Consider the following 18,163-nt stretch of genomic DNA (forward strand, 5'->3'; position numbering starts at 1 on the left):
CGGTAAGAGTCAATTTGATAGGATTTATGATTATGAGTGTATTTAAAAGAAACGGTGTTGGTAATTATTACATCCAGTTTAATTTCAACGGAAAAACTTACTGTAAAAGCTCAAAGACGACCAATAAACGTACAGCTGAGCGTATGGAGCGAGAATGGCGAGATGAACTCCATAAGATTGATGAATTAGGAGAACGACCAAGAATTACATTGCGTGATGCGTTGAATGGTTACCTTAACGAAAAGCAAGGTACTGGAAGCCAAAATTATGCATTTTCCAATGTCAAAACAGTAACAGAGCGAGTTAATGTCGATGTTTACGTAGACCAGATTCGTGACTCAGATTTAACTAAATTTAAGGTGTCTCGTGAAAAAGAAGGTATAGCACCGCAAACAATTAAACATAACTTTCAAGCGATTAGAAGTGCTGTAAATTGGGCTAAAGAGCATGGTTACAGTGTGAAAGAAGTTTCGTTCCCTAAAATTAAGTTACCTAAGCATCGTTTACGTTACTTATCCCACGAAGAAGAAGCAAGGTTGCTTACCGAATTAGACCCCAAACGCAAACGCCCGTTTCGCCCTGATTATGAGTACAGAACAGCGGAAGAAAACCGTCGATATCAAGATAATTACGATTTGGTTGTCTGCCTTCTAGATACTGGAGCGCGATACTCAGAAATTGCAGCTATTAAATGGGATTCAATAAATATTGTCGAAGGTACATTAAACCTATGGCGACCCAAGGTTAGAAACGAATCAATTATCTACATGACAAACCGTGTTAAAGAGATTTTTAAACGTCGATTTCAAAATCGGTTATCTGAAGAATTTGTATTTACGAACTCAACAGGACAGCCAAGAGGTTATCAAGCCAAGGGGATTAGAGCGGCTATAAAACGAGCTGGTATTGAGAACTTCAAAATTCACGATTTACGTCATACCTGTGCAAGTCGATTAGTACAAGCTGGTTTAAACCTTTATGAAGTAAAAGAAGTGCTTGGTCACACAGACATAAAAACCACTCAAATTTATGCACACCTTGAACGAAAAGATATTACAGCTAAAGCACGTGATATTTTGGAACGATTACAACCAAATGGAGATAACCATGTTGCTAAATGATGTTTTACATGAATCATCAGCTGGCTGGTGGAATAAGGCGCTGTATATACTTGATAAACTGTTCGGTTTCGAATCTGGCGGTAATTCAAAGCTGAAGCGTGTTAAACAAGTGTTTGATCAGAAATCAGGAGAACATGTTATTTACTTGGAATATCGTGTTAGAGCCGCTAATCAGTCACCAATACAAACACATTTGAACAGTAATTCAAAAGTGAAAGTTGATAAAAATAAGAAGGGTTCAAAGTAACATTTGAACCCCATTCCCCCAGCAATATAAATGTCCGTTTGCCAGACGGGTATTGTCCGAAGCTTTACAATACCAGCCAAGTAATACACCGTCTGTTCTTCTTGCTTCAATACGATTACCAACATCAGTAATTCGTCCAATCAGTTGTCCACTAGGTAATCGTATTTGTTTCTCAATCATCATAAACATCTCATAATTTAGTTAATTAATCATCAACAAGGGTTAGTTGTTTTTCAACTGTTGCTGGATGCCCAGTTAAGCGTAGATACTAAAATAAGATTTATGGAGAACTATTGTGGATATAATCAAGAGTGAATCAACGGAAACCAAGATGGATAAAGCCACACGCGTTTATTTGAAAATGAGAAATCAGGAAGGTGTCAGACGTAAAGATATTATTTCTGAATTTATTAACACTTGTGGTTTAACTCCAGCTGGGGCTTCAACGTATTACCAAAAAATAAAAAGTAAGCAAGTTAAATGATATACAGACCAAACAGACCACTTTTCAAGTAAAAATATATAAAAACTAATTCAGCTTATAGTTTTTACAATATTGTCACCTGAAACTTGGTCTGTATCATCTGCTAGCTTTTAGAATCAAAGCCCTACTACTGATTCTATGTTCGGGTCGTGTAATTTAAGTGAGATATACGTTGTAAAATCGCTTATTGATACGCCATTTACTACTAAACTACCTTTATTATCTTTACCGATTTTGTAGCCTTTTTTACGGAGTTCTTCTTTAAAATCACCACTAGTTGGTTGTGGGTAATTATTCTGCTTACACCAGATAAAAAAACCATCACGCAGTTGATTATAGCTTGCTTGTAAATATAGGGCGTCTTTAATTGATACATTTTCAGTACAACTGTCGGTTAAAAACTGTGCAACTTTATCAGATTTACGTCGATAACCATCTTGTTTCGCTAAAAGTTCTTCAGGTACATTGAGTCCTTCGTTTAGAAACATTTGAGCACCTTTTACCATCCAATTTAAGATGCCAGCACCTTCTTCTTTAAACAGTGTTTCTTTGAGCTTTGGATCTCGTTTGTTATCAGTCACGACATAATCAAATGGTACTATTAATAATCGCTCCCATACCGCTGGATCTTGAGGTATATCCAATAGGAAATTTGTTGATAATACTGGTGTAAACATTGGTTGATAAGTAAAGGGTTTACCGTGCGGAGAGCGAGCAACCACTTTACCACTGCGTACACACGACTTAATCATAGCACTGTCAAGTTTGTCACCACGGCTTGATTCATTCATAGATACTAAACGTTTTGCAACAAGCTCCGCTTTAAAGTACTCCTTGTTATTACGCCTATCGGTAAAGATATCGGATTCAGTTTGCTCAGCGTAATCGGCAAGTATTTGTACCAATAAATCAATTAAAACGCTTTTACCGTTAAGCCCTGAGCCAATTAATATAACGAACTTATCTTTATTGGTAATGCCCAATATCATTTGCCCAACAAGCCGCTGGATGAATGCTACCATTTCTTTATTGCCCAACATAATTTCACTGACAAACTTTTCAAAGCGCGGACAAGTAGCATCTTTATCAAATGAAACAGCCATCGATTTCATCATCAGATATTCTGGTTTATTAGTAATAAAATTACCATTTCTCAAATCTACAATTCCGTTTTTTACGCCAATGTAATGCGCTTTACTATCAAAGGTTGCTAGTGGCACTGTAATTCCTTTTTGCGCTTTAAATAGCTCACGTATGGCAAATATAGTAGTTTTGCTTTGTACCTTTTTACAGTGCTGTACTAACTCTTTAATACGTGCTTCAACCATCCTGATAACAGGCTTAGTATTGAATTCATCACCGAAGCTTTGAAGCTTCTTTTCTAATTTTCGATAGACAGATAATTCCTGTTTTCTTCGTTGCAACAACAAGTCTGCTAATCGAATTGTCGCTCCATTAACGTCTTGTTGCCAACGCCCATCATGAAAAGCAAAATTACCAAGCTCATCTACCCAAACAACTTTATTCTCTACTAAATTAACTTGAAGTTTTGCATTACCAGAATCTGTATAATCAAACTCTGGATCTAAATAGCAAAGCTCCCTTATTTGATTAAAATCTAGTTTTTCAATGGCTTCCAATTGACCTGATATTGCCAGTGATAACGTATCGCGCGGCTGTAAAGTCTCACTCATGATAATACCTCCGATAAAGTAAGTGGTTTATTATGTTTTCTTACTTGTGTAGGGTAGCTATAGGCGCTTTTGATCACTTGCATAGCTTCATCATCAGGGAACGGTGGAGTACACCTTCTGGCTGCTTCTAGAACGAATTCAATGAGTAATACTTGGTCAATATCAAATGCACGTAAGTGGCAGGCATAACGAAATAGGGTTTCATTGCGTTCTCCCTGAGACAAGCCCTGCATCACTTGTGTTGGATTAAACTTATCCGACTGTTTGTTTTTATGGCTCAGCAGTAGATCTTCCACCCAGCCAATAGGTTCTGCCATTGGTAAATCCGGATCATTAATTTCGTATTCGACAAGTTTGCCATTGATAACACTCGTAGAAGGTGCAGCAACGATATATCCGCCGTTACCACGAACATCAACGCCATCCAAACCACAAACTTTTGAGCCATTTGACACGTTAGTTTCAGGTGTCCACTTCACTGGAATATGGTAACCGCCTGTTGGTGTTTTAAACTGTAAAATTGGCGATTGACTAACAATCTTTCCATACCTTTCCTTGAGTGATTCTCGACCATCAACACCGTTTTTAACGTCAACATCAATGACGTTAAATTTTGATATTTCACCCGTTGCAAGACCAAGGTTGTATTTGCCACTGTTAAACCAGTTTTTTAGTGTGTTAATGTCCGTTGTTGCTTCATCTTGCCAGCCAGTGTTTAAAGGTGTCTTACCGTTTTCTTTTACCCGAAAAACATGAATACCCATGCCTGCAAAATACAGTGCAGCTGTAACTTTATTCATAATGATTCCTTAAAAGCACGCTGACGATATCAGCGTGCTTATCGTTTGAAGTTAATGACGAATGATACGAGCAAGATAAGTTAGCTCATTAAACAGCGTTTGGTGGTAGTCGGTACAAGGTTCTTGCCCAATGTACTGTTCTATTAACTTATTAATGCGTGTTGCTTTTTCGATTAAAGCGTGACCTTTTAATACACCTAAGGTTTGTGCTAATCGAAATACACCGGTTAATACTGCATGAGTGAACGGGACATCACGGTAGAGCCAGTAACAATCTTCTAGATTGCTAATCGATGCTTGTCCTTTAGTGTCAGGTATTTTGATATTAATTGGTTCTGACCGTGCAGGATCACAATCCTCTACTTGCATTGTTTGGTAACTAACTTTTTTATATGCCACCAATAGTTCACGCTGCTCTCTATTGATAATCGCAATTTCACCGAAATCACCGCCCTTAAGTGCTATTGCGTCAACACAAACATCATCACTGACACCAATATCACCAAAGATATATGCAATGGATAGTGGCTGCTTTTGCCAAACGTAATTCTCTAGATATTTCATATTAAGCCTCTGCATCATTAAGTGTTTGCGGATGAGTAGGCGGGGTGTAGTCATAAATTATAGGTGCAGCTATCACTGACCAATTGGGTGACTTATTTTGTAATAAGCTTTTAATAAAGCGGTATAGGTGACCTGTAACATAAGCGAGTCTGTCAAAATAAATTGACGACGTTTTATCTTTTGCCGCATCGCCGATAGTTTCTTGATACAGTTTATTGCGAAGTATCATTTTTCTTGCTTTTGCTGGTGTTAAGCATTGCCATAATTTAAAAAGGCCAAAATACACGTCTTGAATGATTTTAGGGTTACTGCAGTGCTTAGCTAGTTCATCTAGGTTTTCATAGCTTTGCCAGCTTTCATCTTGTTTTACTGTAAAACTAAGGCCATTATTCGGTAGAAGTAGAATGTTAATTTCGTGTGAGCAATTATCGACAGGCATCAGTGACACCATATCAACAGCAAAACTCATATCAATCGACGAAATAACAGCTTCTTTGACTTGGTATTGCCATGTTTTGGGTATATTGAGTTCTTTTTTCATTTCAATTCCTTAAGGGCGCACTTGACCATAGAATGGTGCTCGCCCTATACATTTAGATGTTTAGTTAAAAGTTTTGGTTAACGGTTGAGTGCTTGGAGGTCATAATCACTTGGCTTGTGATCAACCAGTAGCGACCAGTAATACCGACTGTTGGTATATAAGGCTGCAGTCATCCTTTGAATTTCATAATGGAGCCACTGCGCTTGTTTCTCGTGCGGTGAAGCAGGTATGCGTTGTATAAACCCAAGAACAAAAGCGTGGTCTACTTCGATTAACTTGAGTATTGCTTGCTTCTTCTGCTCATTGATTTTTGTAGATGCTTTAATACTTATTTTGCAAGCGAGTAAGATGTTTAAGCACGTTGTGGCTGAGAAATACCCAAATGAAGAAGTTGTAGGTAGTGTAAACGTATCAAGCTCCATTCCTCCTTTTTGATACCACGATTTAACAACGACGTACTCTAGTTGATTCTCAGTAATTACAACCGCATAAACATCTCTTAAATGATCAGCAGTAACGTACTTATCAGAGTGTTCGAGTTCAATAACTAACGAGTCTTTGCTTACGCCTTGAAAAATTGAAATATTAGCAAGTGTAGAGTCTTTAATTAGACTAACTTTCCAGTTAGACATATCAGCGATAAAACCTGATGTTAGACTATAAGCCCTTTCACCGAGCTCAATTCGCTCGCCTGATAATTTGAACGTCTTGATCTGAGCTTTAATTGAGTTGTGGTATTGAACATTTGAATTAGACATTTAATTTTCCTTAGCTTCACTGACAGGCACTCGATGCAAAAGTGAAGCGTTTAAGTAGGTTTGTTTAGCGTAAAGATAATGAGCTTTACGCTTTAAAATAAAAATTAAGGTTTCACACAGAACCAAGTGGTACCTTCACTAAAAGCCGGAATTCCATGAACGTAGGGGTAATTGACACTGCCATCTGGCAAGATTTCTTCATAATCGTTACCCTTGGATAGTTTGATTTCTATACGCTCATCAGTAATGAATTTATTTTGGTTTACATGGCTGGAATTGTTCGTATGTTCAGTCATTTATACTTACTCGTAGTTTTTAGTTAAAAGAGTGGTTAAGCAGCCTTAACCAAGGTTTCGGTAGGTACAATAGAGGCAAAATCAGATTGGATTTTTTTACGACAAGGCATTTGTCGTAAAGCTTGGAAAAGGTATAAAAAAAGGTGGCCATCACCACCTTTTTACTTTTAACGGAATCTAGAATATCTCCGATTCTTTAAACTCGTAGTTGGTTACCATGTCTTTAAACATGAGAAGGCTTTCTGCCGTTAAAGTAATGCCGTCCATGTAAAATGGACCAACTTCCGGTCTTAGGTCAAATTCTAGCCCTGATTTAAGTTTGAGGTAATTGATCGCTGTCGAACCGTCTTCGCGAAGTTTGCAAGTAAAATCTTCAACTATGCTTAAAAAATCACCGAAGTGTTTTCTTGAAACAGGGTAACGTACTGCATCTTCATTTGAGTAATGGCTGTAGTTTCCTATTGCTGTTACATTTACATAGCGGAAGGATTCATTATGAAATTTGCAAACGGCTAATTCGCATGTAATTGCATCGTTAATTATTTGCTCGATATGCTTATCATGATGCTCAAAGGTAAGCTTTTGATTGTTAAACGGCTTTAGTTTCTTTTGAAGCTTCTTAGTGATTTTGTTCGGTAATTTCTTATGAGCAAACACAACCTTTAATATTAGCGCTCCAAAAGCACTAAAGACAAACATGGGTTCTAAATCACTGCCAATTAGATAATCACCTTTCTCTCTCTGCAGATATTTAATTGCTGGGTATTCGTTAAAAGCTAATGTATCATTTTTGTTAGTCATGAGACTTCTCCTTCGTAAAGACTATGGCTTGATTGCCAACAAAGGAGATGATCACTGCTATTAGGGCTACGAGCTTTTTACGACAGAGCAATTGTCGGAAAGTGATAAATTAAGATTGAGCTTTGCGTTTTTTATGACATGGGCAACTTTTATCTTTACATAAAATATGCCCCTTTTCTAAGGTGAAAGTTTTTGTTTTTTTATCGTAATCCACAAAATACTCTTGCTTCAGTTTGGCTAAAGCCAACTTGCCATCACTACCTTTAGGGATGCCCAATGTATTTTTAAAACGCTCTAATGCTTTTTCAATGGCGCTAACCTTAAGTTTTACAGACGGCACATGAAGATCAGTCCTTGAAAGTGAAGAATCAAACACTTCAGTAGGCTTAAAATAAGTAATTGCGTATTTGTCTGTTTTCGATGCCCAATTGCCTTCACCAAATTTACGGTCGTACTGAGATTCTTTACGGAGTTCAAACTCTATGCCACGGTATCTAAATGCTTCAGACTTGGGGTATTTAGCAAACACGTCATATAGGCCCACCTGTTCAAATTGCAAGCAACCAAATTCGTTTTTATCGCTTAATATTTTTTCTGCATAAGTAATCGATAGCTGAGTTGCTAGTCTATTTGATATATAGGGGTGTTTCTCCCATATAACAGCCATTAAGCGCTTACTATATTCATTAATAGCAACTTTAGGTTTACGAGCTTTTTCTTGAACCTTTTGAAAATACTCAAATTGAAGCAATGAGTGAAAGGTAGCATCCAACCATACTATCTGTGCTGCCATCGAGTTAAGTTTATATATTCGTTGTAGGTCAAAAGACTTCGCGTTAGCCATGTCAACGAGGGTTCTTATGATAAAAAACGTTACTTCACCGCCAGTTATAAAGTCATTGTCAATAAAAATCGCAAAATCAAAATCTGTAATTTGATTATCACCCCGAAGAACTTCAGTTACGATTGCTGTATACCTCTCTAGCCGTAACTCAAATTCACCAAAGTTAAATTGTTCAAGAAACTCGAACATATCAGCGATAAAACCTTCATCGAAAAAGCCATCATCTTCGCTGAGATAATCGAATATTGTATTTTTTATGGTACTTATAGGAAAGCTTAAGTCCTCAGGAATTATAACTTCAAAAGTGTTTGAAAATTCTCTGCTTTTTATAAAATCAATGTAATTCATAGACAGCACTCTTATGGGATCCTTACGCAGATTTTACATGAATAGACCTTGAAGTCGTTACCTGATAAGTAGAATAAAGTGAGCGGATCTGGATATCCTTTCAGGTGAAATAAACTCTGCACCAAATTATTCGGGTTCAGGCTAAGCAGGTGGGCTTTCTATGAGCTTTTGAGGTTTTTTACTGCTTGCTCAATTTTTGAATGCAGCGAATTAAGTTGGTCATTATCCAATAGCTCAATACCAGCAATGTTCTCCAAAATTAATCCTATGTGTTCACCAATATCATCATCGTTATGGATATCTGATTCAATTAGCATTTCAGCGATCTGGTTAATTTGTTTCTGCGTTAGCATGGTGCCTCCTTGAAAGTATCAGTTAACTTTCTTGCACCTTCTTGCAAGAGACAACGGGAGCACAGTAAAAAGGCGTCATCTAAATAAAGAAATTGGCTGTTGCCAACAATAGGTTAATCGCTGGATGGTAATTGGGTCTAAATTAACCAACAGGTGAAGTAATGAGTCAATCAACACTAGCAAAACTGAAATGTACAGCCCGCCCGACTATTCCAGCTATCGAGCCTATTCAAGTTAAACGCGAAAAACTGATTGCCCGATTAAACGAACAACGTGCTATGGCTGCTTGCTTATTGGAAAATGAGGTGTATACCGCTTATAAAGAGGTTTGGATAACCGATGGTATTACCGGAGAGAAGAAACGAGTAAAGCAACCTAAGAAGCTAAGACAGTGGTTCTATCAAGTGAATGATACTTGGTTCTTTGAAATAAAGTATGGCAACAAGTCATTGGAATTACAGAAAGGTAAAGTTGCGATTGAAGTGGGTAAGCAAGAAAATTTACTGACAACAATCGACACCTTAATTCAGGGTGTTGAAAAAGGAGAGTTAGATACTCAGCTAAAAGCCGTTACTGGACCAAGAAAAGCAAAGGTCTAGGCGTGGCTATATTACGTGAAATAAGCTGTGTATATACCTTTAGGGAAGTAGATGATGACATTTTGAATGTAACACTTGATAGTCCAAAGAAGGTCTATCAAGTGTTTAAGCATTTGAAATATGAAACCAAAGAGCGTTTTATCGTGGTGAACTTGAACAGCCAGCATCAAATCATCAATTATGAAGTTATAGCGATTGGCACGGTAAATCAGATATCACTTCGTCCGGCTGAAGTATTGAGAACAGCCATTTTAATTAACGCACCAGCTATTATTCTAATTCATAACCATCCATCAGGTGATCCAAAACCAAGTCAGCAAGATTTTCATTTTACCGAACAAATTAAACAAGCCGCAAAGATGTTCAGTATCGATGTGCTTGACCATGTTGTTATTGGATATGAGCGTTTTGATAGAGCTGTTAGAGATTAAGCCCTGTTAAAATCAGGGTTTCAACCAAATTCATAGTTACTAAAAAATTACACGAATTTCGTTACTAGGGGCGATCCCCTATCAAACGTGACTACTTTTTAAAATGAAATTTAGGGAAAATTGAGGTGGTCCTAGTTGACCTTGGTCGGGATTGGCGACTTATCTGGTAAAACAGTAAAAAGATTATGGTCTTTCACCATACAGACCACATATTTAGTGGAGATGGTGGCCCCTCCCAGACTCGAACTGGGGACCTAACGATTATGAGTCGTGTGCTCTAACCAACTGAGCTAAGGGGCCACATTTTTAAAGCTTGGACTTGCTTTTCTACTCTTACTGCTCCTACCCGCTCATTATGAGTCGTGTGCTCTAACCAACTGAGCTAAGGGGCCATTGTATTAGCTTTTGCTAATTTTGAGATGCGTTTAGGAGGGTTAACTCACTAAAGCGGGTTGCAGTATAAAAAGTTTTTGTAACCTTGTCACTAGCAAAACTCTTTATTTTAAAAATCCTTAAACTATTTGCTCAAATAGTAAACTCTTTGTTTTTTCAACGACCTTAAAGCATGTCGATTGATTTCTAGCCTCCGACATTGTTCTAGATCAAATAGCTAAATCACTAAACTCGTTAAAATAGCCGCTCAATCAATTGCGGAGTGCTGACTGTGATAAATTTACCAAGCTGGGATCAATCTTTGATCAATAAATACAATATTTCAGGGCCAAGATATACATCTTACCCCACTGCGTTGTCTCTAGCTGATGGTTATAACCAACAAGATATGATTAACGCGATTGCGGCATCGAAAAGCCGTTCTTTATCGTTGTATATCCATATCCCTTTTTGCAGTCAGCTTTGTTATTACTGTGGTTGTAATAAGGTGATCACTCGTCATCAGTCTAAAGCCGATTTATACCTCGATAATTTAGCGCTTGAGATTGCTGAGCAGGCAACGCTTTTTGCTGATTATAACGTTGAGCAACTGCATTTAGGGGGTGGTACCCCAACGTTTTTATCTACAGAGCAAATGAGCCGCTTAATGGCGTTAGTTGAGCAGCATTTTAATTTTGCTGATGATGCTGAGCGCGGAATTGAGATTGACCCTCGCTCTTTAGCTGATGGCATGTTAGTACATCTGCGTAAGCTTGGCTTCAATCGTGTCTCGTTTGGTATTCAAGATTTTAATGATGCTGTACAGCTGGCGGTTAATCGTCCGCAAAGCGTGCAGTCAGTAAAAGGTTTAATTAGCGAGGCTCGTGAGCTTGGCTTTAAATCTATTAATGCTGATATGATTTACGGTTTGCCATTACAGACACCTGAAAGCTTTAAAGAGACAATTGCACAGCTGATTGAGCTAAATCCTGATCGCGTGTCTGTGTTTAATTACGCTCATTTACCAGATAGATTTGCAGCGCAACGTAAAATTAAAGACGCTGACTTACCTTCTGCTGGCGATAAACTTACTATGTTCAAAAATACACTTGAGCAAATGTTAGCGGCGGGCTATCAGTTTATCGGTATGGATCACTTTGCTCGTAAGGATAATGAACTAGCGATTGCCCAAAATGAAGGTAAATTACACCGTAATTTCCAAGGTTACACAACACATGGTCAGTGTGACTTATTAGGTTTGGGTGTGTCATCTATTTCGCAAATAGGCAATGCCATTTTACAAAACGAAAAAGAGTTGAAGCACTATTACAAAGCTGTGCAAGAAGGCTATGGCAGTGCAATCTGTAAAGGTGTTGCTTTAACTGATGACGATACTTTACGTGCAGCGGTGATCAAACAATTGATCTGCCAGTTTGAGCTGGATATTCCCTCAATCGAAAAACAGTTTAATATCAACTTTGCCAGCTATTTCTGTGAGGCATTGCAAGCACTGGACCCATTACTAGCTGATGGCTTGGTGTCTGTTAGCCAAGATAAGATCACAGTAACAGCCCGCGGTAATTTATTTATTCGTATTATTTGTATGTGCTTTGATGCGCACCTACAACAACAAATAAAGCAAACTCGTTTCTCACGAGTAATTTAACAACAAAAAGCAGAGCCTAGGCTCTGCTCATTAATTAGCTTAATTCAACGATACGTCGGCTTAATTAAATACTACGTTTTCGCTGCCTGGAGCTGCTTTAAACTCTTCAATGATACGTGCGCAATCGGCTTTAATCTCATCGCTATGCTGCTCTTCAGCACGCCAACGAGTGGTGTCCATTTTAAAGATTTCTTTTTTAGAGTACTTTTTACGGGCATCGTGCGTTGGCATGTCTTTTACAACTTCGTACATTTTGAATATGCCTGGGTAGCGCTCACTTAACTCAAACTCTTCTGCAAAGCTGTATTGAGAGATCAGCACCCAAATGCGTAGACAGCCTTCTGAGAACTCACATTGCTCTTCATTCATCGCACGGGCAATTAAATGAATGCTGTCGGCTAACTTTGCATTACGCTTTGCTTTTGAGTCAGCAAGCTTTAGCGCATACTCAGCTTTTTTCTTAGCGATAAGCTTATTTTGCTCTTTTAGTTTATACAGAAGTTGTCCTGCATAAAACGCAAGTCCTGCGATAATTGCCGCACCAATAACTATGGCAATAATCAAGGGTATGCTCATCGTTCATCCTCATCTTCGTCATCTAACCATTCGTTTGCTAGGTCATCAGATAAGTACTTATCGAAGTCAGATTCACCTTCATCGTATGAATCATCTTCAAAGTCATCTTCGTACTCGTCTTCGTCTTCAATACCTAGCAGTTCACATAACTCTTGGTGACGTGCGATACGACTATTGAAGTACTTAGCATCTTTACCTGTTAACAGCTCACCACGTTCGTGACGCTCAACAAGCTTTAATAAGCGCTCATCATTTTCTAATGCTTCTAGCTCTTGCTCTGGTGTTAGCTCTGGCTCATTAACTTTCTTAAGCTCAACCATTGGTTTTAAGTTACGTTTCATTTCAACTTTTGGTTCAGCTTTAGGTGCAACTAATGAAACTGGCTTTTTGCTACCAACACGTTTATCTTTCGGTTGGTTATTAGCCTTTGTGTTCTCTCCCTTTTGCACGTCAGGGGCGTTTCGAGAACCTGGTTTAGCACCTTTGGTCTTTTTAACTCGCTGCTCCTTCAACGCTCGCATCTCTCTAAGTTTTTCTTTACTCAGACGTACCGGGCCATTTGATGGAATTTTACGCGACTTTTTCTTTCTACTCATATCTTGATCGTCTCACTTAAGAGGTTGTGCACAACACCTTTAGCGGCATTGTAATGCTGGCATAACCAGAAGAATTCGGTGTGCGGATGTGGTTTGTCAACATGACGAACTGCGCACTTTTCATACCCTCATATCAATCGTGTTAAGTTATTTAGCAGCTAAATATTTAAGTCGATTGGTATTAGTACAAACGGTGGCTATTGTAACAGGACAAATAAAAAGGCGGTAGAGAAAACATCTCTACCGCCTACTAATCTGAGCGCCAATAATTTGGACACTTCTCCCTTCGACTTTTAGTCTTTATTATTTTTATTATTATTTTTTATCCATTTTGTTATTTTTAAACCTTCCGTGTAGCATTCCATTTTGTTTTTATTATTAAACTTCCGTGAGCTTTTATTATTCTCGGTCAATCCTGACACTTTTTTGTTATTTCCTTTAGTACATCAAACGATGTAACCCCCTAAAGATTTGCCGCAATCACTTTCCTTATTGCTTTGTCCTTGTTGTTTTTATTGTCTCAGCGACAGTGGTTAATTTACTCATTAATAATTTTGTTACAACTAATTTATATAACTTTTCTTACAGTCAAAAGATTAAAAAACGACAATTACCTTTTAAAACAATTTGTTATATTATAAAAAAAAATAAAAATAAGATTTAGCTCACATTGAAGTGTGGGCAATGTCTCACAAGGAAGTAAGAAATTTCGATGAGATAAATATGAAAAAAAAGCAGCTTGCGCTGCTTTTTTTACAATTTGTACACTTTAATGCCAATATTTACATTCGGCAATCAGACTTTAGTGTAAGCCACCTAAGTATTTTGAAAGAACTTCGATGTCTTTGTCTGTTAATTTTTTAGCGATGTCTTGCATCATGCCGTTTAGGTCATTATTGCGTGTACCATCACGGAATTTTTCAAGTTGAGACTTGATGTATTCTGGGTGTTGGAACGAAATCTTTGGGAATTTAGCAAGTGATGTACCGTTACCACGAGGACCGTGACACGCAGCACATGCTGGAATACCACGCTCTGCATCACCGGCTTTATAAAGCTGCTGACCCACTTCTACTACATCTTTAGGTGTTGAACCTTCAGACATATTTAAAGAAGAGAAGTAAGCTGCTAGGTCTTTCATGTCTTGATCGCTAAGCGGCATAGCCATACCACTCATTACTGGATCCATACGGCCTTCTTTGCCGCCAGACGTCATACCTAATTTAAACTCTTGTAATTGTTTATAGATATAATCTGCGTGTTGGCCTGCAATTTTAGGGTAGATATTAACCGGTGCATTACCGTCTGGGCCGTGACAGGCCGCACACGTTGCCGATTTCTCTTTACCTGCGTTTACATCGCCATCAAATGCTGTTGCGTTGCTTGCTGACAACGTTCCAAGCAATATAGTTAAAGATAGTGCTATTTTTTTCATGGTGAATTCTCTGTTTCCGACCCTGTATCATCTACAATATGGATGTTGTGATTTCTATATTCTACACGATAATAAATTCTCTGGCACGTTTTCTGCCCACTTTAAGCTCATAATTTATAGGGATTTGACTTAGATTAAGTTTCTATCTAGAAATTTTCCCACTATGTAACTAAATTTAGCACGCTTAAATACGCTTTTGAATGCTGCTTTAATAGTATAAAATACGCGTCTTAAGTGAATTTTAGTCACTGTTCAACATTATTTATAAAAGATTAGGAGAGCCTGTGCTCAAATCTCGTATCAAATACAATACTGCGTCCTTTGTTACTAGCGCACCTGACATCTCACGCTTGCCTGCTGATACGGGGATTGAAGTCGCGTTTGCTGGTCGCTCTAATGCGGGTAAATCAAGTGCCCTTAATACGCTAACTGATCAAAAGTTAGCACGTACCTCTAAAACGCCGGGTCGTACTCAGTTGATCAATACTTTTGAGCTTGATGCTGATAAACGCCTTATCGACTTACCTGGTTATGGCTTTGCGAAAGTGCCAATCGAAATGAAGAAGAAATGGCAAAAATCGTTAGGTGAGTACTTACAAAAGCGCCAAAGTTTAAAAGGGATTGTTATTTTAATGGATATTCGTCACCCACTAAAAGATCTTGATCGTGACTTAATTGACTGGGCCGTTGGCAGTGAGATCCCAGTACTTGCACTTTTAACTAAAGCCGACAAATTAAAACAGGGCGCACGTAAAGCACAAGTTTTACAAGTTCGCCGTGAGCTAAGTAGCTTGGAAGGTGATATTACTGTTCATGCATTTTCATCATTAAAAGGAACAGGCTTACCAGAAGTTGCTAAAAAGCTAGATGAATGGTTCTTAGGGCCAATTGAAGTTCAAACTCCTGAATCTGAAGAAGAACCAGAAGCTTAGGCCAAGTAATAACGCTTACCTAATGACTCTATAAAGTAGCCCTGCTCGTCTGAGCAGGCTATTTCAGCCCATTGATAATAAACATTTCTCGATACTCTTGCCGCTAACCCATGTGCTAACTGTAAATAAGGTACCTGCAGATTTTCAAATTTGCGTAATTGTAGTGGTTGCGATGATGTCACTAACCAAGTGCGTTGTAGATTATCAACACAGCATAAAGCCTGCCCTTGCTCGGTCTCTTCAAAATACCAATCAACAATAACAAATGGCACATCAATGACTGTAATCGCCATTTTCTCTACTGGCGTTTTTAAATAGTAAGTATTGGCTTCTTTACAAAGTACGGAGGCAAATAGTTTGACCATTGCCTCCCGTTGAATTTCGCTGCCAGCATAAAACCACACTCCTTGACCATTGATCTCAATAGGCAACTGACCACAATTGTCTGGTTGCCATTGATCAAAAGGTTTATCAGGCTCTGCAAGTGCAGCTTCTAGCTCGGCAAGCGACTGCATTACTTATCTTTATCGAGCGTCAAAGAAAAAGTTACAGGAACAGCTGTTGCAATAGATGGTAAACCAGCAAGCTTTTGTAGCTGTGCAATGCCTTCTGTTACTTTGAAATCATCTGCATTAATAATCACTGGTGAGAACGAAGAAACTGTCACATCACCATTGGGTGACATGTTTGCCAGTACATCAATCGTTAACTCTTTTTTATTGCCATGGAAGTCAAGCTCGGCTTTCAAACCAGTTAATACATGTTGTCCTGGCTTCAATGCTAATAATGATTTACTTAAATCAGCAGTTAAAACTGCATGAGGAAACTCAGCTGTTTCGAACAACAATTTAGTCATGCGCTCATTACGGATAGGAATTAGCGTTTCAACAGAGCTAAGATCGATCATTAACTTGAATTGACCTTGCTCATTCAACGTACCTGATACTTTTTTGAAATGATGCGCTTCAGCAATTGAATTCTTTTTGATAGATACAAAGCTAACCTTGCTTTGCTCATTGTTAACCTGCCAGTTTGCACTAGCAAAAGGAGCAACTAATAAACTTGATAATGATAAGGCGGCAAAGGCCACAGATTTAAACATAACGCATTCCTTCGAAGATAATAACAATCTATTAGATGGTATCACCTGCGTTAATTTGTGCAATGAATTGTATGATAAGAAGAGAAAAAACGGCTCGCTCAATAACAAGCGAGCCGGTATAGCAAACTGGGGAGAAGCTATCAATACGTTGCATCTTTTCAGATGCATCATCAACAGGATGTCCTACAGGATGAGGACGGCGCGGACTTTAACAAAGTCCGCGTTAAAAAGAAATTGCATCCGCAAAGAAAACGCTCGATTTGATAAACATATAACGAAACTCTAAAACTATCTTTTCTTGTTTACCTATAATTAACATTACATCAAGTGGTTATTTAAGGTATCGTTAAATTAATAAGAGAAAATAGCAGCATTATTAATACATGTTGATGGCAAAAACTTAGCACAAGAGTAAAAAGGAATGAAAAAATGCCTCCTAGCACTAGCTACCATCTTACTCATTTCGCTGAGCTTGCCCTGTCACGCGAAAAATAATAGCACTCAATACCCGATTGTTTTGGTACATGGGCTGTTAGGTTTTGATAGCCTATTAGGCGTTGACTATTTTCATAATATCCCTAGCACTTTATCGCTTGATGGCCACCAGGTTTTTGTTGCTGCTGTGTCAGCTGTTCACAGTTCAGAGTTTCGTGGTCAACAATTACTGGCTCAGGTTAATCATATTTTGGCACTCACGGGCGCAGAAAAGGTTAACTTAATTGGTCATAGTCAAGGAGCGCAAACGGTTCGCTATGTCGCTTCGTTCTCGCCTAACTTAGTTGCCTCTGTGACCAGTATCGGGGGGGCAAACTATGGCAGTACACTTGCTGATCTTATTCGCGAAGAAATAAAACCAAACTCACCATCTGAACATTCGTTTAAGCTAGTATTTGCAGCACTAGGCAGCATGATTTCGTTACTATCAGGTCACAGTGATTTACCGCAAGATCCGTTAGCAGCACTACATAGCTTAACCAGCCAAGGAGCCTCTGTATTCAATCAAAAGTACCCAGAAGGTTTACCGCCAACGGCATGCGAGCAAGGACAAATGCTTGCCAGTAATGGGGTGTATTATTTTTCGTGGAGTGGCACAGCAGCGCTTACCAATATTCTTGATCCAACCGACTTATCTATGCTGCTTGGATCAATATTGATCGTAGGTCAAGATGATGGCCTGATTTCACGCTGTAGTAGTCACTTAGGTCATGTCATTAAAGATGATTATAAGATGAATCATTTAGACGAAATCAATCAATTTATAGGTTTGCATCATTTACGCGAAGTCGACCCTGTTGAGCTTTATCGTCAACATGTAAAAAGGTTACAAGAGTTGGGGTTATAGTTAACGAGTAATGATTTATTTTTGGTTAAGTCGGGTCGCTAGAAGTGATGTTCTATATACAGAAGCGATCAGCTTTCAGCCTTCAGCGGTCAGACGCGCGAAACAAGCTTCACGCCTACCTGTAGCAGCGCCTTTATGCCGCGACCCTTAAATTGGAAGCTAGATTCGAGATAAATACGGTATAACGGTCAAGCGAATCGCTAACTTTTAGTCTGAAAGCTGACGGCTGATAGCTGACAGCTCTAACTTTCCCCTAGAAAC

23 protein-coding genes and 1 tRNA gene are annotated in these 18,163 nt (G+C 38.5%); 8 read left to right on the forward strand and 16 right to left on the reverse strand.

Annotation, left to right across the window (positions count from 1 at the left end):
- Positions 1–32: 32 nt before the first annotated feature.
- Together L1264_RS13645 and L1264_RS13650 are read left to right on the forward strand one after the other, a co-directional pair.
- On the forward strand, positions 33–1,121 hold the full coding sequence (locus L1264_RS13645; protein ID WP_235383232.1) for a tyrosine-type recombinase/integrase: 1,089 nt from the start codon (positions 33–35) through the stop codon (positions 1,119–1,121).
- On the forward strand, positions 1,108–1,368 hold the full coding sequence (locus tag L1264_RS13650; protein WP_235383231.1) for a hypothetical protein: 261 nt from the start codon (positions 1,108–1,110) through the stop codon (positions 1,366–1,368). The genes L1264_RS13645 and L1264_RS13650 overlap by 14 nt, the downstream gene beginning before the upstream one ends.
- Here the strand turns inward: L1264_RS13650 and L1264_RS13655 are convergent.
- Positions 1,360–1,551, reverse strand: coding sequence for a hypothetical protein (locus L1264_RS13655; RefSeq protein WP_075594324.1), 192 nt, complete (start codon positions 1,549–1,551; stop codon positions 1,360–1,362). The genes L1264_RS13650 and L1264_RS13655 overlap by 9 nt on opposite strands.
- 148 nt (positions 1,552–1,699) lie before the next feature.
- Between L1264_RS13655 and L1264_RS13660 the strand changes: the two genes are divergently transcribed.
- Entirely contained in the window at positions 1,700–1,852 is a 153-nt protein-coding gene (locus L1264_RS13660; RefSeq protein WP_235383230.1) for a hypothetical protein, read from the forward strand.
- Positions 1,853–1,968: 116 nt separating this feature from the next.
- Here L1264_RS13660 and L1264_RS13665 read toward each other — a convergent pair whose 3' ends face one another.
- From L1264_RS13665 to L1264_RS13705, 9 genes are all read right to left on the reverse strand, one after another.
- Positions 1,969–3,546 carry a DNA primase family protein gene (locus L1264_RS13665; protein WP_235404129.1) on the reverse strand — a complete coding sequence of 526 codons (1,578 nt, stop codon included), beginning with the start codon at positions 3,544–3,546 and terminating at the stop codon, positions 1,969–1,971.
- Positions 3,543–4,346 carry a bifunctional DNA primase/polymerase gene (locus L1264_RS13670; RefSeq protein WP_235404131.1) on the reverse strand — a complete coding sequence of 268 codons (804 nt, stop codon included), beginning with the start codon at positions 4,344–4,346 and terminating at the stop codon, positions 3,543–3,545. The genes L1264_RS13665 and L1264_RS13670 overlap by 4 nt, the downstream gene beginning before the upstream one ends.
- 51 nt (positions 4,347–4,397) lie before the next feature.
- A complete protein-coding gene (locus L1264_RS13675; RefSeq protein WP_235404133.1) occupies positions 4,398–4,910 on the reverse strand; it encodes a hypothetical protein in 513 nt (170 codons plus the stop codon).
- A 1-nt stretch (position 4,911) separates the two neighbouring features.
- The gene (locus tag L1264_RS13680; RefSeq protein ID WP_235383226.1) at positions 4,912–5,451 is read right to left on the reverse strand and encodes a hypothetical protein; all 540 of its coding nucleotides are present in this window, start codon (positions 5,449–5,451) and stop codon (positions 4,912–4,914) included.
- Between the two features lie 77 nt (positions 5,452–5,528).
- Entirely contained in the window at positions 5,529–6,209 is a 681-nt protein-coding gene (locus tag L1264_RS13685) for a hypothetical protein (protein WP_235383225.1), read from the reverse strand.
- A 104-nt stretch (positions 6,210–6,313) separates the two neighbouring features.
- Positions 6,314–6,505, reverse strand: coding sequence for a hypothetical protein (locus L1264_RS13690; RefSeq protein ID WP_235404134.1), 192 nt, complete (start codon positions 6,503–6,505; stop codon positions 6,314–6,316).
- Positions 6,506–6,682: 177 nt separating this feature from the next.
- Positions 6,683–7,306 carry a hypothetical protein gene (locus tag L1264_RS13695; protein WP_235404136.1) on the reverse strand — a complete coding sequence of 208 codons (624 nt, stop codon included), beginning with the start codon at positions 7,304–7,306 and terminating at the stop codon, positions 6,683–6,685.
- A 109-nt stretch (positions 7,307–7,415) separates the two neighbouring features.
- On the reverse strand, positions 7,416–8,498 hold the full coding sequence (locus L1264_RS13700; RefSeq protein WP_235404138.1) for a hypothetical protein: 1,083 nt from the start codon (positions 8,496–8,498) through the stop codon (positions 7,416–7,418).
- A gap of 158 nt (positions 8,499–8,656) precedes the next feature.
- On the reverse strand, positions 8,657–8,851 hold the full coding sequence (locus L1264_RS13705) for a hypothetical protein (RefSeq protein WP_235383221.1): 195 nt from the start codon (positions 8,849–8,851) through the stop codon (positions 8,657–8,659).
- A 161-nt stretch (positions 8,852–9,012) separates the two neighbouring features.
- On the opposite strand from L1264_RS13705, the gene L1264_RS13710 reads away from it, so the two are divergent.
- Both L1264_RS13710 and L1264_RS13715 read left to right on the forward strand, forming a co-directional pair.
- Positions 9,013–9,450, forward strand: coding sequence for a DUF6641 family protein (locus L1264_RS13710; protein ID WP_235383220.1), 438 nt, complete (start codon positions 9,013–9,015; stop codon positions 9,448–9,450).
- A gap of 2 nt (positions 9,451–9,452) precedes the next feature.
- Entirely contained in the window at positions 9,453–9,881 is a 429-nt protein-coding gene (locus L1264_RS13715) for a JAB domain-containing protein (RefSeq protein ID WP_235383219.1), read from the forward strand.
- A 223-nt stretch (positions 9,882–10,104) separates the two neighbouring features.
- Here the strand turns inward: L1264_RS13715 and L1264_RS13720 are convergent.
- Positions 10,105–10,181, reverse strand: a tRNA-Ile gene (locus tag L1264_RS13720).
- 364 nt (positions 10,182–10,545) lie between these two features.
- On the opposite strand from L1264_RS13720, the gene hemN reads away from it, so the two are divergent.
- Positions 10,546–11,919, forward strand: coding sequence for an oxygen-independent coproporphyrinogen III oxidase (hemN, locus tag L1264_RS13725; RefSeq protein ID WP_199527142.1), 1,374 nt, complete (start codon positions 10,546–10,548; stop codon positions 11,917–11,919).
- A gap of 60 nt (positions 11,920–11,979) precedes the next feature.
- Here hemN and L1264_RS13730 read toward each other — a convergent pair whose 3' ends face one another.
- The 3 genes from L1264_RS13730 to L1264_RS13740 form a co-directional block, all read right to left on the reverse strand.
- The gene (locus L1264_RS13730; protein WP_135922776.1) at positions 11,980–12,495 is read right to left on the reverse strand and encodes a DUF2489 domain-containing protein; all 516 of its coding nucleotides are present in this window, start codon (positions 12,493–12,495) and stop codon (positions 11,980–11,982) included.
- Entirely contained in the window at positions 12,492–13,091 is a 600-nt protein-coding gene (gene yihI / locus L1264_RS13735; protein WP_135922777.1) for a Der GTPase-activating protein YihI, read from the reverse strand. Before yihI ends, L1264_RS13730 begins: the two co-directional genes overlap by 4 nt.
- An 802-nt stretch (positions 13,092–13,893) precedes the next feature.
- On the reverse strand, positions 13,894–14,526 hold the full coding sequence (locus L1264_RS13740; RefSeq protein ID WP_135922778.1) for a c-type cytochrome: 633 nt from the start codon (positions 14,524–14,526) through the stop codon (positions 13,894–13,896).
- A 284-nt stretch (positions 14,527–14,810) separates the two neighbouring features.
- Between L1264_RS13740 and yihA the strand changes: the two genes are divergently transcribed.
- The gene (gene yihA, locus L1264_RS13745; protein ID WP_135922779.1) at positions 14,811–15,458 is read left to right on the forward strand and encodes a ribosome biogenesis GTP-binding protein YihA/YsxC; all 648 of its coding nucleotides are present in this window, start codon (positions 14,811–14,813) and stop codon (positions 15,456–15,458) included.
- Here the strand turns inward: yihA and L1264_RS13750 are convergent.
- Both L1264_RS13750 and L1264_RS13755 read right to left on the reverse strand, forming a co-directional pair.
- Positions 15,455–15,973 (reverse strand): DUF1285 domain-containing protein, encoded by a 519-nt coding sequence (locus L1264_RS13750; protein WP_135922780.1) that lies wholly within the window; start codon positions 15,971–15,973, stop codon positions 15,455–15,457. The genes yihA and L1264_RS13750 overlap by 4 nt on opposite strands.
- A complete protein-coding gene (locus L1264_RS13755) occupies positions 15,973–16,560 on the reverse strand; it encodes a YceI family protein (RefSeq protein WP_135922781.1) in 588 nt (195 codons plus the stop codon). Before L1264_RS13755 ends, L1264_RS13750 begins: the two co-directional genes overlap by 1 nt.
- A gap of 421 nt (positions 16,561–16,981) precedes the next feature.
- On the opposite strand from L1264_RS13755, the gene L1264_RS13760 reads away from it, so the two are divergent.
- Entirely contained in the window at positions 16,982–17,902 is a 921-nt protein-coding gene (locus tag L1264_RS13760; RefSeq protein ID WP_199527141.1) for a lipase family alpha/beta hydrolase, read from the forward strand.
- Positions 17,903–18,163: the final 261 nt, after the last annotated feature.

The organism is Pseudoalteromonas sp. APAL1, from assembly GCF_021532475.1.
Taxonomy (GTDB): domain Bacteria; phylum Pseudomonadota; class Gammaproteobacteria; order Enterobacterales; family Alteromonadaceae; genus Pseudoalteromonas; species Pseudoalteromonas lipolytica_C.

Bases quoted from the DNA above. Each gene is read 5' to 3' on its own strand.
- L1264_RS13645 (WP_235383232.1), top strand. From the start codon at position 33: ATGAGTGTATTTAAAAGAAACGGTGTTGGTAATTATTACATCCAGTTT.
- L1264_RS13650 (WP_235383231.1), top strand. From the start codon at position 1,108: ATGTTGCTAAATGATGTTTTACATGAATCATCAGCTGGCTGGTGGAAT.
- L1264_RS13655 (WP_075594324.1), bottom strand. From the start codon at position 1,551: ATGATGATTGAGAAACAAATACGATTACCTAGTGGACAACTGATTGGA.
- L1264_RS13660 (WP_235383230.1), top strand. From the start codon at position 1,700: ATGGATAAAGCCACACGCGTTTATTTGAAAATGAGAAATCAGGAAGGT.
- L1264_RS13665 (WP_235404129.1), bottom strand. From the start codon at position 3,546: ATGAGTGAGACTTTACAGCCGCGCGATACGTTATCACTGGCAATATCA.
- L1264_RS13670 (WP_235404131.1), bottom strand. From the start codon at position 4,346: ATGAATAAAGTTACAGCTGCACTGTATTTTGCAGGCATGGGTATTCAT.
- L1264_RS13675 (WP_235404133.1), bottom strand. From the start codon at position 4,910: ATGAAATATCTAGAGAATTACGTTTGGCAAAAGCAGCCACTATCCATT.
- L1264_RS13680 (WP_235383226.1), bottom strand. From the start codon at position 5,451: ATGAAAAAAGAACTCAATATACCCAAAACATGGCAATACCAAGTCAAA.
- L1264_RS13685 (WP_235383225.1), bottom strand. From the start codon at position 6,209: ATGTCTAATTCAAATGTTCAATACCACAACTCAATTAAAGCTCAGATC.
- L1264_RS13690 (WP_235404134.1), bottom strand. From the start codon at position 6,505: ATGACTGAACATACGAACAATTCCAGCCATGTAAACCAAAATAAATTC.
- L1264_RS13695 (WP_235404136.1), bottom strand. From the start codon at position 7,306: ATGACTAACAAAAATGATACATTAGCTTTTAACGAATACCCAGCAATT.
- L1264_RS13700 (WP_235404138.1), bottom strand. From the start codon at position 8,498: ATGAATTACATTGATTTTATAAAAAGCAGAGAATTTTCAAACACTTTT.
- L1264_RS13705 (WP_235383221.1), bottom strand. From the start codon at position 8,851: ATGCTAACGCAGAAACAAATTAACCAGATCGCTGAAATGCTAATTGAA.
- L1264_RS13710 (WP_235383220.1), top strand. From the start codon at position 9,013: ATGAGTCAATCAACACTAGCAAAACTGAAATGTACAGCCCGCCCGACT.
- L1264_RS13730 (WP_135922776.1), bottom strand. From the start codon at position 12,495: ATGAGCATACCCTTGATTATTGCCATAGTTATTGGTGCGGCAATTATC.
- yihI (WP_135922777.1), bottom strand. From the start codon at position 13,091: ATGAGTAGAAAGAAAAAGTCGCGTAAAATTCCATCAAATGGCCCGGTA.
- L1264_RS13740 (WP_135922778.1), bottom strand. From the start codon at position 14,526: ATGAAAAAAATAGCACTATCTTTAACTATATTGCTTGGAACGTTGTCA.
- L1264_RS13750 (WP_135922780.1), bottom strand. From the start codon at position 15,973: ATGCAGTCGCTTGCCGAGCTAGAAGCTGCACTTGCAGAGCCTGATAAA.
- L1264_RS13755 (WP_135922781.1), bottom strand. From the start codon at position 16,560: ATGTTTAAATCTGTGGCCTTTGCCGCCTTATCATTATCAAGTTTATTA.
- L1264_RS13760 (WP_199527141.1), top strand. From the start codon at position 16,982: ATGAAAAAATGCCTCCTAGCACTAGCTACCATCTTACTCATTTCGCTG.